The sequence below is a fragment of the Bifidobacterium polysaccharolyticum genome (assembly GCF_016101585.1).
In the GTDB taxonomy this organism is placed as follows: domain Bacteria; phylum Actinomycetota; class Actinomycetes; order Actinomycetales; family Bifidobacteriaceae; genus Bombiscardovia; species Bombiscardovia polysaccharolytica.
The window spans coordinates 202,999-227,420 of sequence record NZ_JACFQG010000003.1; the positions used below are offsets into that span (position 1 = coordinate 202,999).

Consider the following 24,422-nt stretch of genomic DNA (forward strand, 5'->3'; position numbering starts at 1 on the left):
TTCTCGTCGTTATCGTATGACGTACCGGCCAGGCATGAATATTGACATCCATCACAAAGGAGTATGAGCAATTATGAAATTTGAACATCTAGGGACAGCCGCAGCTGAAAGAATCCCCGGAATTTTCTGCATGTGTGATCTGTGCAAGCAGGCCAGACGCATCGGAGGCAGGGAAATTCGTACTCAGTCCCAGGCTTTGGTCGACGATGCACTCCTGCTTGATTTTCCTGGTGATACCTATTGCCATTTTATTAATAATAAGAACTTTGATCTACCGGCAATCACTCAGCTCTTCATCACTCACTGGCATTCTGATCATTTTTACGGTGAGGATCTGGCTTATCGCATGGATTCGTACGCCGATGACAATCCAACCCATATGGATGTCTATGGCTCTGAAACTGTCCAAGGCTTTTACGAGCGGGCTTTCTTCCTGGAGGAGCATTACGATTATGACAAGTTAACGTATCATGCTCTTCATCCTGGTGACAGTGTCACAGTGACGGCTGGGAATGGCAGGACCTACACGGTATATGCTTTTGAGGCAAAGCATGGCCATCATTTCGGTGATTGTCTCTTCTATGGACTGACAGACGGTCAAGTCGGGCTGCTGTATGCGCATGATACGGCCTGCTTCTATGAATCGACCTGGAAGGATCTAGCCAAAGCTGGGCTAAAATACGACTACGTTTCTTTGGATTGCACCCAAGGGTTGACTGATCTCAGTTCCGACGTCCACATGAACTTTTCTGACAACCTGCGAGTCAGGGACCGCATGGTGAAGATGGGGCTGGCCGATTCGCACACTATGTTCGTGTGCAACCATTTCTCTCATCGTGGCAATGCCAGTTATGAACGTATGCAGGAAGCAGCCGTCAGGGAGGGATTTGTCAGCTCTTACGACGGAATGGTGACGAACATCCAGCCCCCAGCAGTCTAAGCGTTGCGTTTTGCAGGCGGCTATGACCATTTTGGCCAGGGCCGCCTTTCTGTGTCTTCGCATATGAAAGCTGGAGTGGAGGTGACGTATGCGTTGTCGCGAGGTCTAGACAAAAGGAGTACGTGGTACCGGAGTGTCGGGTAGTTGTGTCGTCCCTGTAACTGACCTCTACTGGTCTTTCGGCCATTTGCCGCCCTTGTCCAGACCCCGCTCTTTGTGACTCAGTTCACAAAACACGGGAATAACTAGATGTAGGAAACGAATCATCCTCAGGCACTACATATGGTGGTCACGACGTGATAGAGTGAGTCCTGTCAGCAAAAATGACATCCATGTGATTCGCCGTTCCCAATACGGAATTTGGGAACGCCAAAGCAACTGCACATGAACAACCGTATGAGGAGTGACGATGGATACTGAGGTCATGACCGATAGCGTGAAGGAGCGTGGCATTTCGGATCGCGATGCTGTCGATGGCATTCTGGTCGAGAAGCGCGACGGCCGGATCGTCGATTTTGATCCCGTCAACATCATGAACGCCATCGAAGCCGCCTTCAAGGACGTCAAGCACGAGGTCAGCCCTGAGGATCGCCAGCAGATCCGGGGTATGGCCCTGACCGTCCAGTCCGAGATCACCGACCGCTACACCAACCCGGTCAAGATCGAAGACATCCAGACCCTGGTCGAGCACGCCCTGGTCAATGCCCACCTTTACGAAATCGCGCGCTCCTATACCTCTTACCGACTCGACCGTGACATTCAGCGCGCCAAGGCCACCGATGTCAACGAGGCCGTTCACCGCCTGACCAGCAAGGATGAGACTCTGGTGCGCGAGAACGCCAATAAGGATGCCAACGTCTACGCCACTCAGCGTGATCTGCTGGCCGGCGCGGTCTCCAAGGCCTCGGCCTTCGCCATGCTGCCCAAGGATGTCTCCAATGCCCATATGAAGGGCGACATCCACTTCCATGACGCGGACTACTCGCCCTTTACGGCCGAGACCAACTGCTCCCTGCCTGACTTCGGCGACATGCTGGCCCACGGTTTCGAGCTTGGCAACGCCATGATGGACTCGCCCAAGTCCATCGGCACGGCCGCTACGCAGATTACCCAGATCATCAAGGACATCGCCGGCTCCCAGTACGGCGGCCAGACCGTCAACCGCTGCGACGAGATGCTGGACAAGTACGCGCGTCTGGACTACAAGAAGAACTATTCCATGGCTGAGGCCGTCCTGCCGGACGAGGAGCCCATCGACGTGGCCAAGGATGTCGTCCGAGGCCTCAAGGCCAGGGAGGCCGATTGGCTCCACCTTGACGATCGTGCCCCTATCGGCGAGGATGCCCCCTTCGATCTGGATGCTCCGCAGATTGTTCGGCTGCGTCAGGTCTATGCCAAGATCCTGACCCGCAAGAACATTTACGATGCCATGCAGACCATGGAGTACCAGATCAACTCCAACCGTGTCTCCAACGGGCAGACCCCATTCGTCACCGTGGGCTTCGGCCTGGGCACCTCCTGGTTCGCCCGGGAGATCCAGCGGGCCATCTTCCTGATTCGTATCCGCGGACTGGGCAAGGATCGCCACACCGCCATCTTCCCCAAGCTGGTCTTCACCATCAAGCATGGTCTGAATGCAGACGAGGGCGATCCCAACTACGACATGAAGCAGCTGGCCCTGGAGTGCTCGACCAAGCGGATGTACCCTGACGTGGTCTTCTATGAGAACCTGGTCAAGATCACCGGTTCCTTCAAGGCCCCCATGGGTTGCCGCTCCTTCCTGCAGGCCTGGACCAACCCCGAGACGGGCGAGGATGAGGAAGACGGACGCATGAACCTGGGTGTCGTCACCGTCAACATTCCCCGCATCGCTCTGGAGTCCCGCGGCGATAAGGATCGCTTCTGGAAGATCTTCGACCAGCGCATGGAGGTGGCCCACCATGCCCTGCAGTTCCGCATCATGCGCTGCAAGCAGGCAACACCCATCAACGCCCCCACCCTCTACCAGTACGGCGCCTTCGGCAGGCTGAAGCCGACCGACAGCGTGGACACGCTCTTCCGCAACAGCCGCGCCACCGTTTCACTGGGTTACATCGGCCTCTATGAGGCCACCAGTGTCTTCTACGGCAAGGATTGGATGAAGGACCACAGCTGGGATCCGGAAGGCAAGGAGTTCGCCTTGAGCATCGTGCGCCGGATGAACCAGCTCTGCAAGCAGTGGGAGAAGGCTGAGGGATACCACTATTCGGTCTACTCCACTCCGGCCGAGTCACTGACTGACCGCTTTGCCCGGATGGACAAGGAGAAGTTCGGTGTAGTCGACGGCGTGACAGACCACGACTTCTACACCAACAGCTTCCACTACCCGGTCTGGCTGCGGCCCACGCCCATGGAGAAGCTCAGCTACGAGCGGGACTTCCCCTACCTGGCCTCGGGCGGGTTTATCAACTACTGCGAGTTCCCCTCCATGCAGCAGAACCCCAAGGCCCTTGAGGCGGTCTGGGACTACGCCTACGACATCGGCATCGGTTACCTGGGCACCAACACACCCATCGACCACTGCTTCGTCTGCGGCTACGAGGGCGACTTCGAGCCTACCGAGGATGGCTTCAAGTGCCCCGAATGCGGCAACGACGACCCTGACAAGTGCAACGTGACCAAGCGCACCTGCGGTTACCTGGGCAACCCCGTCCAGCGGCCCATGGTCCATGGCAGGCACGAGGAGATTGCCCACCGCGTCAAACATATGGAGGGCGAGACTGGCCACGTGGTCCTCAAAGACGGATCCACCAAGGAGTGGTTCGACGACAAGGCCGAATAAGCTCTGAAAAGACGCAGTAGATGGCGGGCCGGGTAGTTTGCGGCCCGCCATTGTCATGAGGAGGACCAGATGACGGACGAACAGGGAGCCATGAGAAAGACAGGCAGCCACCGTGACTTCGCTGCTGATGAGCAGGGGCGCGGTCCGGGGGTTCCCTCTGCGCTGACCAACAATCCCAAGGCCGGCCAGTGGGACGGTCGCCGGCTCAGTCGGGGAATCGTGGCGGACTACAAGCGCCTGGTCATGACCGACGGCGAGGGGATCCGTTGCTCCCTCTACGTCAGCGGCTGCCCCTTCCGCTGCCAGGGATGCTACAACGCCTCCATCTGGGACTTCGGCGCCGGGCACCCCTATACCCGGCAGCTTGAGGACCGCATCATCAAGGACCTGTCCCTGTCCTATGTGCAGGGCATTACCTATCTGGGCGGGGAGCCCTTGCTCAACACGCCCATGCTACTCAGCCTTTCAGAGCGCATCCGGCGTGAGTTCGGCCACGAGAAGGATATCTGGTGCTGGACCGGCTACACCTGGGAGGAGCTGAACCGGCCGGGAGAGACCCCGGACAAGGCCCAGCTGATCTCCTACCTTGATGTGCTGGTGGACGGACGCTACTTGGAGAATCGGAAGAACAGCCTGCTGCAGTTCCGAGGCTCGGACAACCAGCGGATTATCGACGTGCCACGGTCCTTGGAGCAGGGCCAGGTCGTCATCTGGCCCAAGCTGCATGACCAGACCAGGTTCATTCCGGAGACCTACAGCAAGGACCGGCAGCAGGAGCAGCAGCGAGGCTGATACCGGCTCCTGCCCTGAATTGGTCTACGTCGCCTTGCCGGGGCACAATGGGTGTCATGACTGATGAGCATGATCACGACGCCAAACCCGACCTGCCTAAGGATCTGAGGGTTCGCTTCTGCCCCTCGCCGACCGGCACCCCGCATGTAGGCATGGTTCGAACCGCACTCTTCAATTGGGCCCAGGCCAGGCACTCGCATGGCACCTTCGTCTTCCGCATCGAAGACACCGATGCCCAGCGTGACAGCGAGGAGAGCTACCAGCAGATCCTGGAGGCCCTCAAGTGGCTGGGGCTGGACTGGGATGAGGGTGTTGAAGTCGGCGGCCCGGACGGCCCCTACCGGCAGTCCGAGCGCGGCGATATTTACCGCGATGTGGCCCGGCAACTGCTGGATGCCGGCTACGCCTACGAGTCCTACTCCACCGCCGATGAGATCAAGGAGCGCAACCTGGCCGCTGGCCGTCCGGCCGCTTTCGGCTATGACGGCTACGACCGCGACCTGAGCGACCAACAGCGCCAGGCCTTCCGCGACGAAGGTCGGCAGCCCGCCCTGCGCATCCGCATGCCCGACGAGGACATCGCCTTCGACGACCTGATTCGCGGGCATATCGAGTTCAAGGCCGGGTCCGTGCCTGATTATGTGATCGTGCGCCCCAACGGCGATCCCCTCTATACTCTGACAAACCCGGTGGATGATGCCCTGATGCGCATCAATGTGGTTCTGCGCGGCGAGGATCTGCTCAGCTCCACCCCCCGGCAGATCGTCCTCTATCGGTACCTGATGAAGCTGGGCATAGCCCGGGCCATGCCCCTGTTCGGACACCTGCCCTACGTCATGGGCCAGGGCAAGAAGAAGCTGTCCAAGCGCGACCCCGAATCCAACCTCTTCCTGCACCGGGAGCACGGCTTCATTCCCGAAGGGCTGCTCAACTATCTGGCCCTGCTGGGCTGGTCCATCGGCCCCGACCGCGATGTCTTCTCCATGGATGAGATGATTGAGCACTTCGACATCCGCGACGTCAAGGCCAATCCGGCCCACTTTGACATCGACAAGGCCGTAGCCATCAACGCCGAGCACATCCGCATGCTGGAACCGCAGGACTTCCTGAACCGGTCACTGCCCTACCTCAAGCGTGACGGACTGGTGAGTGCCGAGCACTGGCAGGACCTGAGTGATCGGGAACAACGGATTCTGACCGCTGCCGCCCCCTTGGTCCAGCCTCGTGTCCGCCTTTTGGGGGAGGTGTCCGGCATGGTGGGCAGCCTGCTCAGCCAGGAGGAGTACCTGGAGCCCGAGCCGGATGCCCGCAAACAGCTCAAGGACTCTGCTGGTCAGGTACTCGACCTGGCTATCGCCGCCCTACAGGATGTGTCAGACCAGGACTGGAAGACCAATCACCTGCACGACCTGCTCACTCAGGCACTCGTGGATGAGGGCGGCTATAAGCCCCGTCTGGCCTTCGGCCCGGTTAGGGTGGCGGTCTCGGGAAGGCGGGTCTCGCCGCCCCTGTTCGAGTCTCTGGAAATCCTGGGCAAAAACACAACACTCCGAAGGATGACCAACTTGCGCCAAAACCTCTGAGCGGGTATATTTCTTTTTTGTTGTGCTACTGACCTGCTGAACCGGGTTCGTACGCGGCGAAAAGTGAAGCCCCCGTCGTCTAGCGGTCTAGGACTACGCCCTCTCACGGCGCCAACACCGGTCCAAATCCGGTCGGGGGTACGACATGTGGCAACCGTCCAAGCGATTGTCGCACAGCCAATTGGGGTATGGTGTAATTGGCAACACAGGTGATTCTGGTTCATCCATTCTTGGTTCGAGTCCAGGTACCCCAGCGATAGAGACATAGAGTCCCAAGGAGCGGAACACCGACACGGTGTTCCGCTCTTCATTATTTACGCATTACCATGGATTCCAGGAATGCTTCTGGTTTGCAAAGCGGCGGCCGGCGGTATCCACGAGAGTTGCTCACGGTGTGAGCAAGCAAACAAAAAGAGGAGGCTCGGCAGACTGCTATGTCAGAGTTTCCGATGATGGAATCTGATACTTTGAGCATAGAAGCTTGAGTGATGAACCCAATCATCGGCTGATCGGGCAACATCACCCGGTATATGAATCATCGTACGATTTTTTCGGTAGAGGTGTGTGATTATGACGACAATCATGGTGTTGGGAGCTGGTTATGCGGGTCTTCGCGTGGTCAAGAAGCTGGATCATGCAAAAACTGATGCCCATATAGTCCTGGTCAATCAGAACGAGTACCACTACGAGTCCACCCAGCTGCACCAGGTTGCGGCTGGAACCAAGGAGCCGGCGGATGTGGTCTTCGACCTGCGCAAGTCCCTGCCTGATTCGGTGGAGCTGATCGTCGACAAGGTGGTCGGCATCGATCAGGACAACCGCCGGGTCAGCCTGGAGCATCACGATCCCCTGTCCTATGATTACCTCGTCAACGCCCTGGGTTTCGAGTCCGAGACCTTCGGCATCAAGGGTGCCGATGAATACGGATGGCCGCTCGTTGACGTGGACACCGCTCTGGCGGCCCGCAAGAAGCTGGAACAGACGCTGGCCCGATACCAGACCAGCCATGATCCGCTGGATCTGAGCATTGTGGTCTGCGGTGCAGGTTTCACCAGCATCGAGTACCTGGGCGAGCTGGTTTACCGGTTGCCTCAGCTCTCAAAGCGTCTGGGCTTCCCCATGGATCAGGTCAAGGTAGACTGCATAGAGGCCTCGCCCAAGATCCTGCCCATGTTCAGCCAGGACCTGGTCGACTGGGCTGTGGATTTCCTGCGCAAGCGCGGAGTCAACTTCCATACCTCGACTCCCATCACCGAGGTCAGGCAGGATGCCGTGATCTCCAATGACCAGGAGTTCAAGGCCCATACGATCATTTGGACAACGGGTGTGCGTGGCAGCCACGTTATTGCCGATTCCGGGTATAATCAGAAGCGTAACCGTGTAGTGGTCAGGGATGACCTATCGGTCGAACAGCATCCAGAGGAATTCCTGGTGGGTGATGTCAGTGCCGTTCCCGACCCCCAATCGGGTCGGCTCTACCCAACCACTGCACAGATTTCGATGGCCCAGGCTGATACCGCGGCCGCGAATGTCCTTGCCAGAATGCGGGGGCAGGAGCCTCAGCGGTTCACTTTCCGAAGCCTAGGGACCGTGTGCTCTCTCGGCCCCCACGACGGGGTTGCCGAAATCGACCGAATGGGAACGCTGAAGCTCAAGGGCAAGGTGGTCTCGGTACTGAAGTGGATCGTCAACGAGCGGTCGGTCCTGGAGCTGGCCGATGTGCGTACCATGTTGGAGAGCAACTGAACCAGCGTCTCGATGGACGCAAGGGGCTAGACGACGAGGAAGAAGAGGACGAACATGATTCAGGTCATGAGAATGCAGCGCATGTTCGTCCCTATTCGACCTCGGATTGGATCGTTCTGGGAGACGACGTCCATCGGCTCTGTGTTCATCGACATCATTGACTACCTCCTGCTCCTCCTCGTTCCGGCGGAAACTGTGGCCGACCTTGGCCTCCGCCAGGATTGCGGAGGCCCCCGTGCCAGTGCGCGGATCGGCAGGAGCGAGAGGAGAGTGGCATTAGCATGAGTTTTCTACAAGGTTTGTGGTTCTTTGTCATCGGCCTGCTTTTTGCGGGATTCCTTCTGCTTGAAGGGTTCGACTTCGGCGTTGGCATGGCTACCAGGTTCGTGGCCCGCGACGGTGATGAGCGCGCCACATTCATGAGGGCCATTGGTCCCCACTGGGATGGCAACGAGGTCTGGCTGATCACTGCCGGCGGCGCTATGTTCGCCGCTTTCCCGCTCTGGTACGCCTCCCTCTTCTCGGGGTATTACATCCTGCTCTTCCTGGTGCTGGTCTCTCTGATTCTGCGTGGCGTTTCATTCGAGTTCGCCTCTCACGCACTGACCAGCCGTGAGCGTGGTGTCTGGCAGTGGGCCAACTTCATCGGCTCGCTCTTCGCGCCATTCTTCCTGGGCATGATGCTGACCAGCCTGATCCAGGGCATCCCCATGGATAAGAACGGCGATGCCTGGCCCGGGTTCTTCGATGTGTTCAACTGGCTGTCCGTGGTCGGCGGCATTGCTGTTGTCTTCTTCAGCTTCGTTCATGGCCTGCACTTCCTGAGCCTGAAGCTGGGTGTCATGGATTCCCGCCGGATGCTCAACGTGAGCGAGAAGGCCTACTGGATCGCCTATCCGGCCCTGGTCGTCTTCGTGCTCCTGGCCATCTTCAACACCGACTTCTACAAGGCACGCCCCCTGTCCACCTGGCTGATTACCGTAATCATCCTGGCATCCGTCATTGGAGGCCACGTCGCCGTCTTCAAGAAGCACGGCGGCTACGCCTTCACTTGCTCGGGCATCACCCTGATGGCCATCATCGCCTTTATCTTCAACGGGCTCTTCCCGCGTGTGATGATCTCTGATGATCCGGCCTACAACCTGCTGATCCAGGATGCCTCGGCTTCACCGCTGACCATGAAGATCATGACCGTGGTGCTTTGCATCTTCCTGCCCATCATGCTGGCCTACTTCATCTGGAGCTACTTCATCCAGCGCAAGCGGCTGGACACCGATGGCGCCCACCTGAACTCGCCTGTGGCCCCTTCGGCCACCGTGGCTGAGACCGTCTGAAAGTTAAAGGAGGCAGGGGGGCAGTGCTGGCAGGACCGGAGCGCATCCGGAGGATAATGCATTGATTGACAAAAATCTCTTCCGTTTCGACGGAGTCCGGTCCACCTTGGGCCTGCTGGCTGCCCTGTCCCTGGTCCAGGGAATAGGTGTGGTGGCCCAGGCCTATGGGTTGACCCTGGCTCTGGTGCGTATTTGGCACCTTCAAAACCTGAATGTACTGGTGGTACCAGTGCTGATTTTTCTGGCCGCCTACACCTGTCGACAGCTCTGCGATGTGGCCAAGGATCGTATCGCCACCGACTGTGCCGATGCCATCGTGGCTGAGCTGCGGCCCCATATTCAGGACAAGGTCTTTTCACTGGGACCATCAGCTCTGGCTCGGCGTGGCACGGGCTCGGCTGTCACCATGCTGGTGGACGGTCTTGATCAGGTGCGCACCTACGTGCTGACGGTCCTGCCGAAGATGATGGATCTCATCTTCATTCCCCTGATCGTCCTGGTGGTGGTCTGGACCCAGGATGCAGGTTCCGGCCTCATCCTGCTGCTCATGCTGCCCCTGCTTATCTTCTTCATGGTCATCCTGGGCCTGGCAGCCAGGGATCGCTCCAGTCGGCAATACGCTCAGTTCCGTAAGCTCAACACCAGGTTCATGGATACGGTCCTGGGCCTGCCAACCCTGAAGATGCTGGGCATTGACAAGGAGTACGAGGACGAGATCTATTCGGTCTCGGACCGCTTCCGCAAGAGGACCATGAGCGTTATCAGGGTTGCGATGACCTCCACCTTTGCTCTGGACTTCTTTGCCACCTTGGCTATCGCCATCATGGCCGTCTTCTTGGGCAACAACCTGATCAATGCCAAGGTGGAACTGTTCCCGGCACTCCTTGCCCTGATTCTGGCCCCTGAGTACTTCATGCCCATTCGCCAGTTCGGAGACGACTTCCACGCCACGCTGAACGGTAAGAACGCCTTGGACGACATCGCGGATATGCTGGACCAGCCAGAGCCCAAGCGCTTGGAGGAACTGGACTGGTCCGGGTGGAAGAAAGACAGCCACTTGCGCCTGGAAGGAATCGACTTCGCCTATCCTGGTCCCAAGCCGGTAGAGAGCAATGCCTCAGCCGGGGCGCAGATGGATGCCATGGCGAAGTCCGAGAGTCAAAAGACCAGCAAGAAGAGCAGCAAGTCCAAGGCATCCAAGGTTCACGACAGTGATGGGAGGCCGTCCTCGGTAAAGTCCGGTTCCACGGCATCGCAGGGAACCGGAGCCGAAGCTGTTGCAGATTCGCAGATCAATGGATCCGCCGGGAGTTCGGAGGAGCAGCCTCTGGCTTTGAGCGGTTTGAACTTCAACCTGCACGGTTTTTCCAAGGTGGCAGTTGTCGGTCGTTCGGGAGCCGGCAAGTCTACGCTGATGAATCTGCTGGCGGGTTTTGACCAGCCCAAGGCAGGCACCATCGACCTGGATGGTCATCAGCTGGAGCACTGCAACGTGGCTGCATGGCAGCGGCACATCAGCTACATTCCCCAGAACCCCTTCATCTTCCACGGCACTGTGGCCGACAACATCCGCTTTTACAACCAAGAGGCGGACGATGCCGCCGTGGCCCGTGCAGCCCATCGGGCTGGACTGACCGCCTGGCTCAAAACATTGCCAGACGGTCTGGGCACCCAAATCGGAGAGGGCAACCGTGGCATCAGCGGCGGTCAGGCCCAGCGAATCGCCTTGGCCAGGGGCATCCTGGATCCCTCACGCGAGATTCTGTTCTTTGACGAGCCCACAGCCCACCTGGACATTGAGACGGAATACGACCTGAAGCAGACTTTGCTGCCCATTATGGACGGGCATCTGGTCGTCCTGGCCACCCACCGGTTGCACTGGCTGGCCAACATGGATTGGGTGATCATGTTGGAGCGTGGGCGAATTGTGGCCCAGGGCGATCCGCATGAGCTGATCGGTCAGGGCGGACCCTTGGATGCGCTGATCGATGAGATGGGAGGGAACCAGATTGCCGACTACCAGCAGGACTGAAACCGCCGGAAGAGACGGCATGGGATCGGCGAAGGCCTCCCGCCGCGGCCGCGGCCTGTCGGGCTATATGCATATCTGGCACCGTGACCATTGGTTCTGGCCCTATCTGCGTCAGAACAAGGGGCTGCTTGCCCTGATCTTCTTCCTGGGAACCATCACCTTCGTGTGCGCGGCTGGACTCATGTTCACCTCGGGCTTCCTGATCAGCAGGTCGGCCCGCCATCCCTTCAATATCTTCGCCGTATACGTGCCGGTGGTTCTGACCAGGGCTTTCGGTATTGGACGGCCCACATTCAAGTATCTGGAACGCATCAAGAGCCATGACTGGGTGCTCCGAGTGGTTTCCAAGTTGCGGGTTCAGCTCTACCGCACCCTTTCGCAGGACGCGGCCTTCCTGAACGAGCATGAGCGCACGGGCACGGTCCTGGGCATGCTTTCGGACGACCTGGACCATCTGGAGAACTTCTACCTGCGCACCATTTTCCCCACGGTCGTGGCTTATATGATGTGGGTGGTGGTCACCATCGCCGTAGGCGTCTTCTCCTGGGTGACCTCGCTTCTGCTTTTTCTGCTTTTTGCCCTGATCCTGATTCTGGTCCCGCTGGTCTCGCTGGCTTATTCAGACGGGCGTTACGACATGGAGAAGGCGCGGCGGCAGGATCAGTACACTGCAGTGACCGAGAGCTATATGGGCCTGGGGGATTGGGTGATCACCCACCGTCGGCGGCGCTTCGTGGATACGGCGTCCGGCGACTTCAATGACATCGCCGCCGGCCGCAGAGAACAGAAGCGGTTCGAACGCTGGCGCAACTGTGGCATCCAGATGATTTTCGCCCTCATGGTGGTGGCTTTGATTGTTGGAGCGGATCTGCGTATGACCAGCTCCACCTCCATTGCAGACTTCGCGGCAGCCGTGGTCCTGGCGGTTTTCCCCCTGGTCGACTGCTTCATCGTGGTCTCCCAGGCTGTGGCTGAGGTTCCTCTCTACACAGACTCACTGGATCACCTGAATGATCTGACCGAGCGGGTCGAGTCCCGGCGGATTGAGCCAAGTGCCCAGACCAGGTTGGAGGGGCCGATCAAGTCCATTGTCTTCGACCATGTCAGCTTCTCCTACGGCCCTGATGACCCCCTGTTGCTGGACGACTTCAGCCTGAGGATTGAAGGTGGGCAGCGGGTGGCCCTGCTCGGTCCCAGCGGCGAAGGCAAGACGACTGTCCTTCAGCTGCTCTTAGGCGACCTGCGCCCCACCAGCGGCCGCATCCTGATCAATGGCATACCGGTCGATGCCTTGCAGGATCAGCGTCCTGAGCTTTTCGGCTACCTGAACCAACAGGCATTCCTCTTCAACACCACCATTGCCTCCAATGTGCGTCTGGGTGCACCTCAGGCCGATGACGATCAGGTTCGCCAAGCCTTGAAGGCTGTACAGCTGGATCAGGTCGTGGCTGACATGCCCCAAGGAATAGACACGCCGGTTGATGAGGCCGGCGGCCGACTCTCAGGCGGGCAGCGCCAGCGTCTGGCCCTGGCCAGGATCGTGCTCAAGCGCACCCCGATCATCCTTTTGGACGAGCCCACCATCGGTCTGGATCCCATAACCGAGCGGCGGCTCATGGCCATGATCTTCAAGGTCAGCCAGGATCGCACACTTCTTTGGGTGACCCACCACCTTCAGGGGCTGGAGGAGGCCGACCAGGTCATCTTTATGCAGGACGGGCACATCGCCATGCAGGGACGTCCGGTCGATCTGTATCGGGAGAACGCCCGTTTCCGTGAACTTTATCGCATGGATGTCTCGGACGTGGACAAGGGTGCCGGTCAAGGGATATACTCAAAGAAGCAGTCAGATTCAGATGGACGGAACCCTGTTGAATGACCATCAGGCTGTTTCCCGAGCAATGAATTTTGCACGGTTGTCGGGTCGCCGATCTTGTCGGATGGCTTCCCGGCCGGTCACCGTGCGCCGTCAGTTCATGGACTGGGCGGTATGGAAACCGGAGCCCGCGGAAGCGACCAGGTCGCGAAGTCGGGGAGAGCTGAAAGGTTCTTGTAGGCACAAGCCCGGTCATATCTGAATCTGTCCGGATTCGACCCGTGTACCCGCGCCCGACGAACCCTGCAGAGATTGGGAGGAACGATGTTCACTGTATTGGGATTGTCAAGATTCCAGTTCGCCATGACGACGATATTCCACTTCTTCTATGTCCCTATGACCATCGGTCTGGCCCTGGCGGTCGCCATCATGGAGACTATCTATGTGGTGACCAAGAAGGATGTCTACAAGAAGATGACCATGTTCTGGTCCAAGATCTTCCTGCTCTCCTTTGCGGTCGGTGTGGTCACCGGTATCATCCAGGAGTTCCAGTTCGGCATGAACTGGTCCAATTACTCCAGGTTCATGGGTGACATCTTCGGAGCGCCCCTGGCAATCGAGGCCCTGGTGGCATTCTTCCTGGAATCAACTTTCATCGGTGTGTGGATGTTCACCTGGAACCGTTTCAAGCCGGCCGTGCATGCGGTCTTCATCTGGCTGACCTTCCTGGGTTCCTCCATGTCGGCCATCTGGATTCTGGCTGCCAATAGCTTCATGCAGCATCCGGTTGGATTTGAGATCAACCAGGCCACCGGCCATGTTCGGTTGCGCAATTTTGGTGACGTCGTATCCAATCCCCAGCTGTGGATTGAGTTCCCCCACGTCTTCTTCGCCGCTGTCTGCACAGGGGCCTTCGTGGTCATGGGCTGCAGCGCTTTCAGCCTGCTGAGGATGCACATGGGGAACAAGGACCAGGCCGTGGCCGCTGTCGAAGCTGACTCCGAGAAGCAGGCCAAGGTCAACCTGTTCACCAAGTCCATTCGTCTGGCCGCTCTGATTGGGCTTATTGGCTCAATCTGCGTGATCACCTACGGCGATCTGCAGGGCAAGTTCATCGTGACCGATCAGCCTATGAAACTGGCCGCCACCGAGGCCATCTACGAGGACACGGGTGATCCCGCCCCTTGGAATGCCGTGGCTCTGATCAATGAAAAGGACCATAAGATCGAGGGATCCGTCGAGATTCCCGGAGCCATGTCACAGCTGGCTTACGGCAAGAAGACGGGCGCCGTCAAGGGCATGAACACTGTCAACAAAGAGCTGCACGAGAAGTACGACGCCAAGTTTGGCAAGGACATGAACTACTATGTGCCTGTCACCACCCTATTCTGGGTCTTCCGCCTGATGGTCGGAATCGGGTTTGCCTTTGCCTTGATATCAGCATTGGTGCTCTGGTTCACACGTAAGAAGAAGAACACCCTGTTCACTTCGCGTTGGAAGCTCTGGATTATGGGCATCTTCACCTTCGCCCCCTTCGCTGCGACGACCAGTGGCTGGCTGGTGACTGAGCTCGGACGTTATCCATGGCTGGTTTACGGTTATCAGACCATCGCCGATGGAGTTTCGCCCACCAGCACGGTGCCGAACCTGCTCTTCACCTGCATTGTCTACTTCCTGCTCTTCCTGGTTCTGGGCGGAGTCATGGTCTTCTACACCAGGAGGACCCTACACCAGGGACCCTTCTACAAGCCGGATGACGGCAATGGGCCGCAGCCTGCCAAGGTGCATGGCGCACCGGCTCGGGTAGCCCTGGCCTGATGCTCGACTGAACTTAAACACTTCCTTCCCCTTCGGTAAATCCCCCGCTTCGGACTGCATGGTTCGGAACGGGGGATTTGCTGTCCTAAGGGTTTTCCATCAGCGGCGGACAGTGGTGAAATTCGGAAAAGAGAGCAATGCCGAGCATGAAGCGACGGATGTAATGCAGGTTCGGCATATGCCTGATACAGGACTGGCCTCACTCGTTCAGGTTCGGTCAGACTTGGGCGGTCAGTTTAACTGTGATTCGCTGCAACAGGTCGCGCACGCCTTTGTCGATGTGGGAATCCTCCAGGCTGTCTGAAGCCCGTTTTAAATAGTCCTTGGCGGTTTGCCGGCTGCTCTCCATCAGCTGTGGGTGGGCTCTGAGATAGTCGACCACACGGTCGGGATCGTCCTGCTGGACCAAGGCTCTGAAGTTTTCGTCCTCCTTGAACCCCAGCAGAACCGGCAGAGTGTAAATCCCGTCGCGAATATCCTCCAGCTTGGGCTTGCCGGTGTCGCGATCCAGATCGAAGTCGTTGATGTCATCGATGATCTGGAAGGCCATGCCTAGATTGCCGCCGAAGTCTCTGGCGGTCTGCTCCAAAGCGGGGTCAGTCGGCTGGTCATCAAGGCGAATCCCAGTCAGGCAGGCAAGGCGGAAGAGGGCTGCGGTCTTGCCGGAGATGGCTCGGTCGTAGTCGTTAATGGTTGTATGGATGTGGTGGCGGTCTGACTCTTGGTAGAGTTCGCCGCCTACGATCTCGCAGACCGTGCCGGCCTGCTCGCGGATAAAGGTTGTGTCAGGGGCGATGGAGGCCATGATCTCCATATAGCGTGAAAGGATCAGATCTCCTAGATAGATTGCGGCCTTGTTGCCCCGGATGGTGTGGATCGTGGGCTTGTTGCGGCGGATGGGGGCATTGTCCAGAACGTCATCGTGGACCAAGGTAGCCAGATGAAGCATCTCGATGGCGGCAGCGCCGGTGATGACGGTGTCGTCCAGACACCCTCCGGTTCGTGCTCCGGCACGGGCAAAGAGGATCACCATGGCAGCACGGATCATCTTGCCATGGTTGTCCAGCAGTCGACGGTAATCCTCTTGATAGGGAGCCACATGGGTACGCTCCTGGTGCAGACGGTCGACAACCCGTTCAAGATCCTTGCGCAACAGGAGCTCTTGTCCTTCTGCCATGGAGGTACGCTCCCTCTATCTCGTTAAGAACCGCAACGTATCCAATATAGCAAGACCGGGGCCACGTCTGAAGATTGTCGGCCTGGTCCTGGCTGTCGCCGTAATCACTGTGGTCAAGCTAACATTAGGCCGTCGCCGTGCTGTGAGGACGCTGTGGTCGGAATCCCATTCGTAATAGGGCTGCACAGAACGACCTGGGAGCGAAACCGGGTGAAGTAGGCTAGATGTATGAGTCAGCATTACCACGCGGATCAGGTCTCCCCACAAGGCGGCGAGGGAGAGCATGATCGACCGCTGTCCGTTTCGGCCCGGCTGGGGCGACTTCAGTTCCATTACTCGGGCAAGTTCAGACTTCTGCAGCTGGCCGACGTCCAGGAGGGCCCCAAGGTCTCTCCGGACACAATCAGGCTCATAGCCGCGGCATGTGATGCGGCAAAGCCTGATCTGGTGGTCTTCTCGGGCAACCAGGTGGCCGGTTACGACACGGCCTACGAGCGCACCTTCCGCAAGAGGCGTTGGAGCACCCCCCTGGACGGCATCTACTCTGCTGGTCTGAGCATGGGCGGCGCCCTGGGGCTCGGAGGAGCCTCCCTGAAGCGCTCATCCAAGACCCAGGATGGCCAAGCTCCTGCGGACCGTCGTGAACCAGACCGTAGGGATGCCGAGCGTGTACGTCGGCAGAACATCAAGCACACCGAGGATCTGGTCCGCAGAACCGTTGGCCTGATCACCGGCCCACTGGTTGAACGCGGGATTCCCTTTGTCGTCACCTATGGCAACCACGACTTCCAGTGCGGCCTGGACACCGATCAGATGGATGCCATCTATCGGGAGGTGCCCGGCTGCCTGAACCCGGAGGCTACGGTCGCCCATCCTGATCGGGTTCATGCGCTGATCGGATCGGCCCTGCCCTCCCAGACCGCATTCGTCTGTGCTCCGGGCACTTTCGCCCTGCCTGTGGCGGATTGCGACGGTCACGGGGTGGTCATGGGTCTGGTTCTGTTGGACTCTGGCGACTATGCCCGTGCAGGCGGCTATGGCCCGCCGTCGGCCCAGGCCCTGGACTTCCTGGCGGCCGTTCCTGATCTTCTGGGCAACCGATCCATGGTCTTCCAACACATGCCCATTCCCCAGTTCTATGATCTGCTCAAGCCGGTGCCGGCCACCACGGCCTATGCGGTCCAGGGCTACCGAAGCTTCGACTCCCGTTGCTACATCCTGGACGAGTCGCGCACCTGCCCGGGCTCCTACCTGGGCGAGGGCGTCTCCTGTCCGGACGAGGACAGCGGCGAGTATGACCTGCTGACCCGGAAACGGGGCTATTTTGCTCTCTTCGCCGGGCATGACCACCGCAATGGTTTCGTCGGACGCAGCGGGGATCTGACTCTGGGGGCCACGCCCACATGCGGATTCGGTTCCTATGGTCCGGTGCCTAGCAAGCGGGCGGCCCGGCTCTTCGAGTTCGACATCCGTCATCCTCACCGTCCTCGCACCCAGCTTCTGGAGTTCGGGCAATTGGTGGGGCGGCCCGGATCCCACAAGGTCTACACCTTCGCCATGAGCCATGTGCCTACCTCTACTGGGGACGCGGTCAACCTCTTGCGTCGGCCTGGGTTTTTGGCGGGCGGCTTGACGGCTCTGGCAGGGCTGATAGCCTCCTGGGGATCCTCCCGGCGGCGATAAGAATCGGGATTACTGCTCAGACCCTGCGACGGGCAGGGGATGAGGCTCGCAACAGGGCTTCGGTCAGATATTTGCCGGCGGCCATGACCAGGGGGGCGTAGCGCCTTCCAGGCGTGGTGGACATGCGGTTGACCGGTCCAGAAATGGATATGGCGGCCATGACCTGCCCCGATCCGTTGCGGATGGGGGCGGAGATGGAACAGACGCCCTCCTCGCGCTCGTTGATGGACTCGGCCCAGCCGCGCTTGCGGACCGTGGCCAGGGTCGCTGCGTTGAACTTGGCGTGTCGCAGGCCTTGGTGGAGGCGCTCAGGTTCCTCCCAGGCCAGCAGAATCTGTGCAGCCGACCCGGCCTCCATGGACAGCAGGGCGCCTACAGGGATGGAGTCACGTAGGCCGGAGGCGCGTTCCACCGCAGCGATGCAGACCCGGACCTCGCCCTGGCGGCGGAAAATCTGGGCCGACTCGCCCGAACGGTTGAGCAGTGTATGCAGGATGGGCCCCGAGGCGGTCAGCAGTCGATCCTCGCCGGCGGCAGCAGCCAGTTCGGCGAAACGGGAGCCCAGGACGAAGCGGCCATGCGCGTCCCGCAGAACGAAGCGGTGGCGCTCCAAGGCGATGGCCAGTCGGTGGGCCGTGGGTCGAGCCAACCCGGTGGCGTTGACCAGCTGGCCCAGGGTCATGGGTCCGGTCTCCAAGGTGTCCAGAATTCGCACCGTCTTGTCCAGAACGCCGACGCCCGAATGAATCTCCTCCTGATGCATGTTCTGATCGTTTACGGAGGGGTATCTGTCGTCGTCGTTCATAGAAGGTGTGTCCATGGTTGAATTATGCCATCTCAGTATATGAAATGCAAAAGTTCATAACGGTTGGGCAGTTCCATACTCGGTGGTAAGAGGCCGGCGGGGTGCCGATGAGGTTGGCGCCCCGGCCGGTCGTAGGTTTTCAGGAGGCGATATGGGACGCACAATGGCGGAAAAGGTCTGGGCCGATCATTTGGTCAGAAAGGGCCAGGGGGGCGAGCCCGATCTGATCTACATCGATCTGCAGCTTATGCACGAGGTAACCAGTCCGCAGGCCTTCGAGGGGCTACGATTGGCAGGCCGGAAGATCCGTCACCTGGACCAGGTCATCGCCACTGAGGACCACAACACCCCCACCATCGACATCGATCGGCCCATCGCCGACAAGGTTTCGGCCCTGCAGATCTCCACCCTGGAACGCAATTGCCGCGAGTTCGGCGTCCGTCTGCATCCATTGGGGGATGCGGACCAGGGCATCGTCCATGCTTTTGCACCCGTCCTGGGACTGACCCAGCCCGGCATGACCATCGTCTGCGGCGATTCGCATACCTCGACCCACGGGGCCTTCGGGGCCCTGGCTTTCGGCATCGGCACCTCCGAGGTGGAGCATGTTCTGGCCACCCAGACCCTGAGTCTGAAGCCTTTCAAGACCATGGCCATCACCGTCCGCGGCCAGCTCAAGCCCGGCGTGGGCGCCAAGGACGTCATTTTGGCCGTCATCGCCAAGATCGGCACTGGCGGCGGCCAGGGGCACGTTCTGGAGTACCGGGGCGATGCCATTCGACGCATGTCCATGGATGCGCGCATGACCATTTGCAACATGTCCATCGAGGCCGGGGCGAGGGCTGGGATGATCGCGCCGGACGAGACCACCTTCGCTTACCTGGAGGGCCGTCCGCACGCTCCTAAGGGGGCCATGTGGGATCAGGCCTTGGAATACTGGCGGACCCTTCCCACCGATCCGGATGCGGTCTTCGACAAGGAGGTCATCCTGGATGCCGACCAGCTGACCCCCTACGTGACCTGGGGCACCAACCCCGGACAGGGCCTGCCCATAGCTGCTGATGTGCCCGTTCCCGACAAGATCGCCGACCCCGCCAAGCGCCAGGCGGCCCAGGAAGCCATCGATTACATGGGTCTGAAGCCTGGGATGCCCATCCGGGACATCGCCGTGGACACCGTCTTCATCGGTTCCTGCACCAATGGGCGCATCGAGGATCTGCGCGCAGCAGCGGCCATCATGAAGGGACACCACAAGGCCAAGAATCTGCATCGCGTCCTGGTGGTGCCGGCCTCTTCGCGAGTTCGTATTCAGGCCGAGAAGGAAGGGCTGGATCGCATCTTCGAGGACTTCGGAGCCGAATGGCGCAACGCAGGCTGCTCCATGTGCCTGGGAATGAATCCCGACCAGCTGGTGCCGGGGGAGCGTTCCATTTCCACATCCAACCGCAACTTCCAGGGTCGTCAGGGCAAGGGTGGCAGGACGCATCTGGCCTCGCCCGAGGTGGCCGCTGCCACCGCCATCAGAGGAACCATCTGCTCGCCGGCCGATCTGTAAGCCCATCAATCATTCGTAATTGCCATCCAGCAGGCAGGAGGTCATCATGGAGCCACTTTCCGTTGTTACTGGGGTCGGGGTGCCCTTGCGCCGCTCCAACGTCGACACCGATCAGATCATCCCCGCCGTATTCCTGAAGCGAGTGAAGAAGACGGGCTTCGAGGATGCGCTCTTCTATGCATGGCGAAGGGATCCGAATTTCGTGCTCAACAGGCCTGAATATTCAGGTGCTCGCATCCTGGTGGCCGGGCCGGACTTCGGCATCGGATCCTCGCGTGAGCATGCGGTCTGGGCTCTGCGGGACTATGGATTCCGCGTGGTCATTTCCCCACGCTTCGCGGACATCTTCTATGGGAACACCGCCAAGAACGGGGTTCTGGCCGCCATCATGCCCCAGGAATCAGTGGAGTTGCTCTGGAAGCTCCTGGAGGAGGATCCTGGCACCGAGATGACTGTGGACCTGGGCGCTCGTACGGTCACTTGCGCGGATGTGACTCTGCCATTCCAAGTGGACGACTACGTGCGATGGCGGCTCATGAACGGCTACGATGACATCGATCTGACCCTGCAGCACGAGGATGACATCCGTGCCTATGAGCGCATGAGGGCTGAGCGCTTCCCCTTCAAGCCGCGTACCCTGCCGGCACAGCATATGCCCGAAGAGCCGGTCACTTCAGCCAGAGAGGGCCAAATCGATTGGCCTGGGCCCCTGGCTGATCGCGGCATCATCTGACCGACGGGCCGTGCGCCCTGATATGAAAGTCCTCCGCCCCTTTTTCGCTTACCATGGAAAGTGACAGTCATTGATCGACTGTGGCCGGTTAGTAAACGAAGAGGGGCGGTTATCATGAGGCACAGCAGCGGCGATGTGCACGACTGGGGCGTTAGACGGGCAGTGAATGCCCTAAGTGCTTTTGCCTTCATCTACGTGGCCATCGAGACCCTGGTAGGCCTTTTGGGAGGCAAGGTTGTTCTGCCTGCTCTCTTCCCGCATGCTTCCAAAACGCAACTCAACGGTCCTTTGTCGGACTGGACAGTGGTTATCTCTGTAGTGTTGGCCCTGCTGTTTGCCTTGATCAGTCAATGGCCGGTCATTGTAGGCCATGAACGGCATGGCCAGGACCAGGTGCGTTGGGTTACCGCCCGCCGATTCAGCCTGTTGGCGCTGATCATCGCCCTGGCCTGCTTCTTCCTCAGTCAACTGGTGGCCAGTGCGGCCGACTCTGGACTGGGCGCTATTCTGTCGGGTACTGGGCTGCATCCGCCGACCGCACCTGATGACGGCGGCATGGAAACGCCGATCATGCTCTTCTATGCCATTCTTTTGGGGCCTTTTGCCGAGGAGCTGGTCTTTCGCGGGGTCATCATGAACGGCTTGCGCCGCTTTGGTCGTGTCTTCGCCATTATTACCTCTTCTTTGCTTTTCGGTTTCATGCATGGCTCCTTGGTCCAGGGTCTGTTCGGTTTCATTTCCGGCCTGGTTCTGGGCTATCTGGCCATGGAGTACGGGCTGGTCTGGTCCCTGCTGGTGCACATGCTCAACAATGCCTTCTCTTCAGGTCTGCTGGCCAAGTACATGCCCCTGGCACCCGAGGTGGTTCGCATCGGCCTGGGCCTGCTCATGATCCTGGTGCTGCTGATCGGTGTCGTCGGGCTGCTGTTCAAGATTAGGACTCTCCGTGATTACTGCCGCAGCAATCGCGCTCCCAAGGGAATCTATGCTTCCTGGAGGGCGCCTTGGTTCCTGCTCTTCTGCCTGGCGTGCCTGCTGATGGCCCTGAGCGAATTCGTACCAGGGCTGGCTTGACCGGACGGCCTATGGCACCGGCTCATTGTTGGGATTCTGTCGAGGAAGGGCGGGGTCGGGCTAGACTCGGTTATGTAGTGTCATGATATGAACGCGGGGAAGGTTCGTGTCGCTGGACGCCCTTGAGGGTCGTACGGTAGTGCATGAAGGGGAAGGATCATCGACGGATGAGGGATGATGAGGATCACGACAGCGGCGGCGAGTCTGCCGATGTCCAAGATGAGCAGGGGCGCTGGAAGGCCTCGCGTTCCTCTCTTGCCCTCGTGACCGCAACCCATACCGCCGGCAAGGACTACGCCCGCCACTGGGACTACCAGGAGGGGTCCATCGATCTGCCGCCGCTCAGCCTGCCGGGCCAGGCCGTGGATGATGGCCTGGCCTACCCGGGACGGATTGCCCATAGAAAGATTGTGCTTCCGGGCGCTGAAGGGGCTGGCCATCGTGGGCACACGGGGACTATGCCTGTCGGTGAACGACCCTCGGTGCTTCCTGGATCCGATGATTTTTTGACATCGGTCACTATGGCCAGTCAACCGGCTGTTCCAGCATTTCCTCCGACGGACCTGTCTGCCGACGAGCACGGAGAGAAGGGGGCCGGCGAGGGGTCTGTACCCCGGCGCGTGGTTATTCGCCGTGATCTGGAGGCCCCCAAAGCTACGAAGGCCTCGAAGCAGCAGGATCATTCTGCAGCCAAAGTTGTCTGGTCCTGGACCAAGCCGGAGGTCAGCGATGCTCCGGTTTTCTCCTGGAATATGGGCAAAGGCCGCAAGCCGGCAGCAAAAACCCATGCAGGCAAGCCCAAAGCCCCTACCGCCAAGGCTTCGTCTCTTGCCACATCTGTTCCTGCCTCGCCAACCAAGGCTACAGGTTCTGCCGTTTCAACAGCATCTGCCCCCGGTTCTTCGTCCGCCGAACCGGCTGAGTCCAAGCCGACGGCTACGGCTGGGGCGTCTCCGGTTGCCGTTTCGGCGGATTCGCTGTCTGTCAAGCAGAATACAGAGGCTTCCGCACCTGCCAAAGTGTATGTTCAGCAGTCTCCGACCCCAGTGGTGTTCACTGATCGGCCGGTCGTCGTTCGCCGCTCAAATGCCGACTGGGACTCGCTTATCGCTGGTTCATCAGCTTCAGGTCAGAACGTCGCAGCTACACAATCCGTTGCCAGTGGCGCCAAACATCAGAGGCGCCAGGTCTGTTCGACCCCACGGGTAGTTGATCAGCTGGCCGAGGTCGGCGGCATCAGTACAGGCGGCCGGACTGTTTCGTCATCACCGAGGACTCCGGCCGCTCAGGCGGATCATGCCGTTCAGCCTGTGCAGGCCGTCCAGACAGTAGGTGAAGTTCAATCCGTCGGTGCCCAACCCGCTCCGTCTGATTCCGCCAAGGCAGCGAATACATCGGCTCCAGCCGCGCAGCACGTTGGCGTCTCAAGCAAGCTGGACGAGGGCACGCCGAATGCTTCGGCAGCAGCCAAGGCCCAGGTTCAAGCCAAGACGAAACCACAGACGGCCACCAAATCGGCACCCTCTGGCAAGCCCGTCTCCTACAGGGCCAGTTCGGGGGTTCTCCACGCCGTCAACGGCCAGGCCGCCTTCGCCTTTGTCTACCTTGCCATATCCGTGCTGATGCTCATGGTCGGTTCGGGGATGATCCTGCCGGTCATCATGGAGCGGGTCAAGGATCCGAGAGCCATTGTCTTCATGTCCGATGGGAATACTCTCCTGTCGGTCCTGCTGGCGCTGGCCTATGCCTGTATTTCAGAGTGGAGCGTTATTCGAGGTAAGGAGCAGCGAGGACAGGACGCTGTCCATTGGCGAACAGATAGAAGAATGACGCTGGCGGCTCTGCTGGCCCTTGTAGCGGTGCTTCTGCTGGGCCAAGGAATGGTCCATGGACTGAACAAGTTCTTCAACCACATCTGTCTGCTTCTGCACATCCCCTCCCTGGCCTCGCGCAGTCTGCTGGTCACCGGCACTTCCTCGCCGATGATGGCCGTGTATGCCCTCTTGGCGGTTCCTCTGGCTGAGGAGCTGGTTTTCCGTGGCATCATCCTCAACGGGCTGCGCCGGTTCGGGAGAGTCTTTGCCATCCTGACCGCATCCCTGCTCTGCGCACTGTTGCAGTGTGACCCGGTCTCTGGGCTCTGGATCTTCCTGCTGGGGCTGGCACTGGGGTATTGCTCCCTGGAGTATGGCCTTGTCTGGGCCATTGGAGCCCGTGTGGTCGGCAATCTGCTCTTCAGCGGCCTGCCCAACCGTTACCTGATGAGCGCTCCACGAACTGCTCGTATGTCGATTTTGGCAGTGGCATTGGTCTTGGTTCTGGCTGGACTGGTCATGTTCTTCCTGCACCGCGCCAGTCTGTTTGACTACCGGCGGCGCTATCGAGCCCCTAAGGGAACCTACGCTTCCTGGAGGCAGCCCTGGTTCCTGCTCTATTTGCTGCTCTGCCTGCTGCTTACAGTCTTCAAGTTCGTGCCCGGTCTGCTCTAGAGCATGACGTATTGGGGCTGCCAG

Annotated in this window: 16 protein-coding genes and 2 tRNA genes; 16 read left to right on the top strand and 2 right to left on the bottom strand. The window is 59.4% G+C overall.

The features are described from left to right. The first annotated feature begins 73 nt into the window (after positions 1-73). The 11 genes from H3T90_RS06315 (at position 74) to H3T90_RS06365 (ending at position 14,882) form a co-directional block, all read left to right on the top strand. Positions 74-940 (top strand): MBL fold metallo-hydrolase, encoded by an 867-nt coding sequence (locus H3T90_RS06315; RefSeq protein ID WP_198207477.1) that lies wholly within the window; start codon positions 74-76, stop codon positions 938-940. Between the two features lie 424 nt (positions 941-1,364). Beyond that, on the top strand, positions 1,365-3,761 hold the full coding sequence (nrdD, locus tag H3T90_RS06320) for an anaerobic ribonucleoside-triphosphate reductase (RefSeq protein ID WP_046323629.1): 2,397 nt from the start codon (positions 1,365-1,367) through the stop codon (positions 3,759-3,761). A 69-nt stretch (positions 3,762-3,830) separates the two neighbouring features. Continuing rightward, positions 3,831-4,553, top strand: coding sequence for an anaerobic ribonucleoside-triphosphate reductase activating protein (gene nrdG, locus H3T90_RS06325; RefSeq protein ID WP_198229972.1), 723 nt, complete (start codon positions 3,831-3,833; stop codon positions 4,551-4,553). Between the two features lie 56 nt (positions 4,554-4,609). Further along, complete coding sequence (gene gltX / locus H3T90_RS06330; RefSeq protein ID WP_198229973.1) at positions 4,610-6,136, top strand: glutamate--tRNA ligase; 1,527 nt, start codon at positions 4,610-4,612, stop codon at positions 6,134-6,136. A 68-nt stretch (positions 6,137-6,204) separates the two neighbouring features. Then, positions 6,205-6,277, top strand: a tRNA-Glu gene (locus H3T90_RS06335). A 41-nt stretch (positions 6,278-6,318) separates the two neighbouring features. Continuing rightward, positions 6,319-6,390 (top strand) — tRNA-Gln (locus tag H3T90_RS06340). A gap of 316 nt (positions 6,391-6,706) precedes the next feature. Continuing rightward, positions 6,707-7,882, top strand: a complete 1,176-nt coding sequence (locus tag H3T90_RS06345) for an NAD(P)/FAD-dependent oxidoreductase (protein WP_110424829.1) — start codon at positions 6,707-6,709, stop codon at positions 7,880-7,882. Positions 7,883-8,163: 281 nt separating this feature from the next. Then, positions 8,164-9,216 carry a cytochrome d ubiquinol oxidase subunit II gene (cydB, locus tag H3T90_RS06350; protein WP_198207471.1) on the top strand — a complete coding sequence of 351 codons (1,053 nt, stop codon included), beginning with the start codon at positions 8,164-8,166 and terminating at the stop codon, positions 9,214-9,216. A 61-nt stretch (positions 9,217-9,277) separates the two neighbouring features. Next, on the top strand, positions 9,278-11,248 hold the full coding sequence (locus tag H3T90_RS06355) for an ABC transporter ATP-binding protein/permease (RefSeq protein WP_232350615.1): 1,971 nt from the start codon (positions 9,278-9,280) through the stop codon (positions 11,246-11,248). Positions 11,249-11,267: 19 nt separating this feature from the next. Continuing rightward, positions 11,268-13,127: a thiol reductant ABC exporter subunit CydC gene (cydC, locus tag H3T90_RS06360; protein WP_198229974.1), complete on the top strand. Its 1,860-nt coding sequence runs from the start codon at positions 11,268-11,270 to the stop codon at positions 13,125-13,127. A gap of 261 nt (positions 13,128-13,388) precedes the next feature. Further along, the gene (locus H3T90_RS06365) at positions 13,389-14,882 is read left to right on the top strand and encodes a cytochrome ubiquinol oxidase subunit I (RefSeq protein ID WP_046322412.1); all 1,494 of its coding nucleotides are present in this window, start codon (positions 13,389-13,391) and stop codon (positions 14,880-14,882) included. Positions 14,883-15,099: 217 nt separating this feature from the next. On the opposite strand, the gene H3T90_RS06370 is transcribed toward H3T90_RS06365, so the two are convergent. Continuing rightward, positions 15,100-16,059 carry a polyprenyl synthetase family protein gene (locus tag H3T90_RS06370; RefSeq protein WP_198229975.1) on the bottom strand — a complete coding sequence of 320 codons (960 nt, stop codon included), beginning with the start codon at positions 16,057-16,059 and terminating at the stop codon, positions 15,100-15,102. Positions 16,060-16,287: 228 nt separating this feature from the next. On the opposite strand from H3T90_RS06370, the gene H3T90_RS06375 reads away from it, so the two are divergent. Further along, complete coding sequence (locus H3T90_RS06375) at positions 16,288-17,742, top strand: metallophosphoesterase family protein (RefSeq protein WP_198229976.1); 1,455 nt, start codon at positions 16,288-16,290, stop codon at positions 17,740-17,742. 16 nt (positions 17,743-17,758) lie between these two features. Here H3T90_RS06375 and H3T90_RS06380 read toward each other — a convergent pair whose 3' ends face one another. Then, positions 17,759-18,547, bottom strand: a complete 789-nt coding sequence (locus H3T90_RS06380) for an IclR family transcriptional regulator (protein WP_046322418.1) — start codon at positions 18,545-18,547, stop codon at positions 17,759-17,761. Between the two features lie 151 nt (positions 18,548-18,698). Here H3T90_RS06380 and leuC point away from each other — a divergent pair, with 151 nt between their 5' ends. The 4 genes from leuC to H3T90_RS06400 all read left to right on the top strand — a co-directional run bounded on the left by leuC (position 18,699) and on the right by H3T90_RS06400 (position 24,398). Further along, positions 18,699-20,102 (top strand): 3-isopropylmalate dehydratase large subunit, encoded by a 1,404-nt coding sequence (gene leuC / locus H3T90_RS06385; protein ID WP_198229977.1) that lies wholly within the window; start codon positions 18,699-18,701, stop codon positions 20,100-20,102. Positions 20,103-20,148: 46 nt separating this feature from the next. Further along, positions 20,149-20,835, top strand: a complete 687-nt coding sequence (leuD, locus tag H3T90_RS06390; protein ID WP_046322421.1) for a 3-isopropylmalate dehydratase small subunit — start codon at positions 20,149-20,151, stop codon at positions 20,833-20,835. Between the two features lie 114 nt (positions 20,836-20,949). Continuing rightward, the gene (locus tag H3T90_RS06395) at positions 20,950-21,909 is read left to right on the top strand and encodes a CPBP family intramembrane glutamic endopeptidase (protein ID WP_198229978.1); all 960 of its coding nucleotides are present in this window, start codon (positions 20,950-20,952) and stop codon (positions 21,907-21,909) included. Positions 21,910-22,076: 167 nt separating this feature from the next. Beyond that, positions 22,077-24,398 (top strand): CPBP family glutamic-type intramembrane protease, encoded by a 2,322-nt coding sequence (locus H3T90_RS06400; protein ID WP_198229979.1) that lies wholly within the window; start codon positions 22,077-22,079, stop codon positions 24,396-24,398. Positions 24,399-24,422 lie beyond the last annotated feature (24 nt).